The 4,186-nt window shown below is 68.0% G+C and carries 5 protein-coding genes; 2 read left to right on the plus strand and 3 right to left on the minus strand.

Translation table 11 applies throughout. The annotated features are described in order from the left end of the window. Positions 1 to 419, plus strand: a 419-nt coding sequence (locus tag VFW66_13255; protein HEX5387664.1) for a type II toxin-antitoxin system PemK/MazF family toxin, incomplete at its 5' end; no start/stop codon positions are given. Between the two features lie 183 nt (positions 420 to 602). On the opposite strand, the gene VFW66_13260 is transcribed toward VFW66_13255, so the two are convergent. From VFW66_13260 to VFW66_13270, 3 genes are all read right to left on the minus strand, one after another. Continuing rightward, positions 603 to 863 carry a hypothetical protein gene (locus VFW66_13260; GenBank protein HEX5387665.1) on the minus strand — a complete coding sequence of 87 codons (261 nt, stop codon included), beginning with the start codon at positions 861 to 863 and terminating at the stop codon, positions 603 to 605. 625 nt (positions 864 to 1,488) lie between these two features. Continuing rightward, positions 1,489 to 1,926, minus strand: coding sequence for a PIN domain-containing protein (locus VFW66_13265; protein ID HEX5387666.1), 438 nt, complete (start codon positions 1,924 to 1,926; stop codon positions 1,489 to 1,491). A gap of 339 nt (positions 1,927 to 2,265) precedes the next feature. Further along, positions 2,266 to 2,418, minus strand: a complete 153-nt coding sequence (locus VFW66_13270) for a hypothetical protein (GenBank protein HEX5387667.1) — start codon at positions 2,416 to 2,418, stop codon at positions 2,266 to 2,268. A gap of 206 nt (positions 2,419 to 2,624) precedes the next feature. Here VFW66_13270 and VFW66_13275 point away from each other — a divergent pair. Next, positions 2,625 to 4,186: protein kinase (locus VFW66_13275; GenBank protein ID HEX5387668.1), on the plus strand; the 1,562-nt coding region annotated here is incomplete at its 3' end.

The following is a 4,186-nucleotide window of genomic DNA, read 5'->3' on the forward strand; positions in this document are numbered from 1 at the left end:
TACGCGCAGCAGCCCAGTCGCCTGGAGCGCCCGCTCCGCCGCAGCCAAGCTCGGTCGCTCCGCACGCCCGAGTGGTAATCGAGCGCGGCGAGGTCTGGTGGGCGGACCTCGACGAGCCAACGGGCTCGGAGCCAGGGTACCGCCGGCCCGTTCTCATCGTCCAGGCCGACGCGTTCAACCGCAGCCGGCTGCAGACCACGATTGCCGTGGTGCTGACCTCCACCCTCCGGCTGATCGATGCTCCTGGGAACGTGCTTGTTCCGAAGCAGACCTCCGGGCTGCCCAAGGATTCTGTCGCCAATGTGTCCCAGCTCGTCACGCTGGACCGCGCCTTCCTGACTGAGCGCGCCGGGAAACTGCCACCTCGACTTCTCGCGGCCATCGACGCTGGCCTGAAGCTCGTGCTCGCGCTGCCCTGATCTATTCCGCAAGCGGTCGAACGACTTGCAAATCAGCTGCAAACGACCTGAAAGAACTTACGTTCCTTTGTGGCCACTGGGAGAGTGCCTGTCAGCGGCGCTCCGGCCCGTTCGCGTTTGTCGGCTGCATTTGCGGGTTAGGCAGCGTCGGGCGACCTCAAAACTCTTACCGCCTCACCACGATCACTGCTGGCTGGCAATCTTCCCGGCGGTGCGCAGCTGAGCCATGAGGTGATCGAACCAGCCCGGGTCCTCGTGATAGAGTGACCAGCCCTCACCCGACACCATCGAGGCTTCCGGCTCGATGTACACTTTGTGCTCTACACCGCCAAGCCACCACGTCTTGTCGTACTGCACGAGCGCCCGCGCAATGTCAGTTAGGCCCGCTGCATTGAGCTGATTTACGAGTCGCTCGGATTCCTCGTCGTCTGGCGAGTCGTACACGCCTGACAGAAGGTCCCAAAGCTCCTCGAACTCCTCCCAGTATGGGCCGTCGCTTAGACTGCTCGTATTCGGTGCCCCACCAGTGGCGGCAGTAGTCAGGTCCGTTGCGAAAGTTCACACGACCGCAGATGGGGCAACGTTCGGGAAAGAGGCCCTGTTCGCGCATCTGCTCCCACGACATGGAACGCGGATCAGTCCGCTCTGGCATTGGTGGCCTTGCCCTCTGTCAAGAATGCTGGATGACGCTACCTAACCAACCGCGCATCAGCTGCGGGCGCTAAGAAGCCTGCGCCCACACTAACAGACGTTCCTTACGGCTTCGAGGAGCGCCGCGCCCGCGCCGAGCGCCGGCCTGATCGGCCCGGCTGCTGCATGCGCTTGTTAGGTGCCGCGGCGGGAACATCGGGGGGAATCGGCGCCACCCCCGGAACCCGGTTGAGCGCCGCCAGAAACGTCCGGCGGCTGCCGCGGGCCGCTCGCGCTTCCAAATACTCCTCGGTCAAGAGCGCCGAGAGCTTCTCCGCCAGAGCCGTGGCCACGAACTGGTTAATCGAAATCCCCTCCCGCTCGGCCAACTCCCGAACGCGGGCATGAAGGGAACGAGGTAGGCGGAGACTCAGCGCGCTCATGGCGCACCTCCCGTTGCGGTGAGAGCCGCCGCCAGGGCCGCTGGCGTGAGCACCGCAAGCCCAAAGCGGTCCGCCCCGCGGAAATCGCGGGTATTGAAGGTCACGATCGCATCGCACTCCCCGTTGACCGCCGCCTCGAGCACCAGATCGTCATGCGCATCGGGCAGCACCGGCCGCCACAGGAAGTGAATGGGTTGCCGGCGCCCGCTGGCACAGATGTAATCGAGCACCGCGTCGATGTCCGTCGCCGACAATGGGATGCCACTCGCCGGACGCTTGAGGGCATCCTCATACTCCAGCACGAGCGGCACCGAGATCACATGCTCGAAGACACCGGTGCCGAGCTGTCGCAGCAACCGGTGCGAGGCCCCGCGACTGGACCGCAGAGCGGCGACCAGCACGTTGGTGTCCAGAACGATGCGAGGCGGCACCATGGTATCATATGCGATACCACTTGGTGGCGCAACTTAGATGGTGGGCGTGCCCCTAACTTGTATTCGACTGCGGTGCCGCAGCCTAATTCGCCCATGCTGCGGAACCTGCGCCCGTCATGCGCACTCCACCCCGCCTCACGTTTGCAGGCACGCCGGGAAGGTAGCCGGGGTGGGTACGCCCGGCGACGGCGGCGCATCACGCAGGCGACAGGTACCATCGAGGAGTCCAATCAACGCAGCGCAATGCGTCCGCGCGGCGTGTCGAGCGTGGCGATGAGCGCGGGCGTCGGTCCGCGCGACACCTGGAGCTCGACGCCGAGTTGCTCCGGCATCCGGCCGTCAACGGTGCCGCTTGAAGTACTGGACCTCGCGCTCGTGCTTCTCCGCCGCGATGCGCGTCTTGAAGGTGCCGAGATTGCGTCGTTTGCCGGTCTTCGGGTCCTTCTTCTTCGAGTACAGCCGATATTCGCCCGAGCCCAACTTCCGGATCATGGGGAGCTCCTCTCTTCGCACCGGCGCACCGATGGAGAAGCTGAACCTAACGCGGCGCCGGAAGGCTGCGAAGCCGACGAACCGGCCCGGCCCCCGCGCCCGCATGACCGGCGCTCCGCCGGCCCGCGCTCTAGCCAGCCGCGCCCCGCGCTCTAGCCAGCCGCGCCCCGCGCCGCGATCTTCCAGCACCCCGAACGGAGAACCCCATGCCCGAAACCCTCGGCCGGCTGCAGTCGGCCCTCGCGGACCGCTATCGACTCGACAGGGAAGTCGGGGCCGGGGGCATGGCCACGGTCTATCTCGCGGAGGACATCCGGCACGACCGCCGGGTGGCGCTCAAGGTCCTCCGGCCGGAGCTCGCCGCCGTGATCGGCGCCGAGCGGTTTCTGGCCGAGATCAAGCTCACGGCCAACCTGCAGCATCCGCACATCCTGCCGCTCTTCGATTCGGGGGAGGCGGACGGCTACCTGTTTTACGTCATGCCGTTCATCGAGGGCGAGTCGCTCCGCGACCGGCTCCGCCGCGAGCACCAGCTCCCGATCGACGTGGCGGTCCGCATCACCACCGAGGTCGCGTCGGCCCTCGACTACGCGCATCGGCACGGCATCGTGCACCGCGACATCAAGCCCGAGAACATTCTGCTGCACGACGGCACGGCGCTGGTCGCCGACTTCGGCATCGCGCTCGCCGCGAGCAAGGCCGGCGGCACCCGCATGACCGAGACCGGCATGAGCCTCGGCACGCCGCACTACATGAGCCCCGAGCAGGCGATGGGCGAGCGCGAGATCACGGCCCGCTCCGACGTGTACGCCCTCGGCGCCGTGCTCTACGAGATGCTCACCGGCGAGCCGCCGTTCACCGGCGCCACGGCACAAGCCGTGGTCGCCCGGGTCGTGACCGAGCATCCGCGGCCGATGGCGCCGCAGCGCCATACGATCCCGCCGCACGTCGAGGCGGCCGTGCTCACCGCCCTCGAGAAGCTCCCGGCCGACCGGTTCTCCTCCGCCGCGGAGTTTGCCGACGCCCTCAAGAACAAGTCCTACGCGGCCACGACGCCGCTTGCCGCGGCGGCGCCGCCACCCCCCGCGCGGAGCCGACGACGCCCGCCCGCCACGCTCGTGGCGGTGCTCGGTGCGGCGCTCCTGGTCGCCACGGGGGCGGCGCTCTGGGGCTGGCTCCGGCCGGCCCCCAAGGCGCCGGCGACCCAGTTCAGCCTGGCGCTGCGGCCGAATCAGGCGCTGCAGCCGCCCGCCGGCCTGGGCGGCGCCCGACTCGCGCTCTCGCGCGACGGGAGCGAGCTGGTGTATAGCGGGCCGGCCGAAGCCGGCAACCGGCTCTGGCTCAGGCGTCTCGATCAGTTGGATGCGACGCCGATTCTCGGGACCGAGGGCGCATCCAGCCCCTTCTTCTCGCCGGACGGTCAGCGGATCGGGTTCATCAAGGAAGGCACGCAGGTGCGGATCGCCTCGCTCGGCGGGGCGCCCACGGTCACCCTCACCGACAAGGCCAACAGCACGTCCGGCGCATGGGGCGACGACGGCTACATCTATTTCGAGGTGGATTCGGGCGTCGCCCGCATGCGAGCCGCCGGCGGGAGCATCGAGCCGGTGTACAAGATCGACCCCAAGAAGAAGGAGATCGCCACCGAGTGGGTCGACGTCTTGCCCGGTTCGAAGGGCGTGCTCTTCCGGCTGCGCCACATCGGCCAGGGGCCGGGCGACTTCGAGATCATGGCGCAGCCGCTCCCCACCGGCACGGCGCGCTCGCT

Source organism: Gemmatimonadales bacterium (genome assembly GCA_036279355.1).
GTDB lineage: Bacteria > Gemmatimonadota > Gemmatimonadetes > Gemmatimonadales > GWC2-71-9 > DASQPE01.

Bases quoted from the DNA above. Each gene is read 5' to 3' on its own strand.
- VFW66_13265 (HEX5387666.1), bottom strand. From the start codon at position 1,926: ATGGTGCCGCCTCGCATCGTTCTGGACACCAACGTGCTGGTCGCCGCT.
- VFW66_13270 (HEX5387667.1), bottom strand. From the start codon at position 2,418: ATGATCCGGAAGTTGGGCTCGGGCGAATATCGGCTGTACTCGAAGAAG.